This is a genomic window from Winogradskyella sp. ABM4_392, assembly GCF_056160445.1.
In genome coordinates, this window is sequence record NZ_JBSWXE010000030.1 from 1 (window position 1) to 230 (window position 230).

At 47.4% G+C, this 230-nt stretch carries 1 protein-coding gene; it reads right to left on the minus strand.

The window, feature by feature from the left end; translation table 11 throughout:
- The coding region (locus ACXAFS_RS15340) for a DUF7507 domain-containing protein (protein ID WP_475308059.1) at window positions 1–230 on the minus strand (230 nt) is incomplete at both ends.

A 230-nucleotide genomic window follows, 5' to 3' on the forward strand; every position in this document is an offset into this window, starting at 1 on the left:
CCGTCTAAAGTGACATTTCCAGTGTTCGTTACTGTGATTGTATATTCTACCGTGTCGCCTAAACTCGCGCCTACTGGTGCAACATCATTCGTGATTGCTACGGTCTTAACCGCCTCGATACTTGGATCTTCTGCTATGGTGGTTTCTGTTGGATCATCTTCAGTGTTGCCATCCGTGTCATCTCCATCATCACTCGTGTCATCGACATTCGTATCTGCTGGACTGTCTCC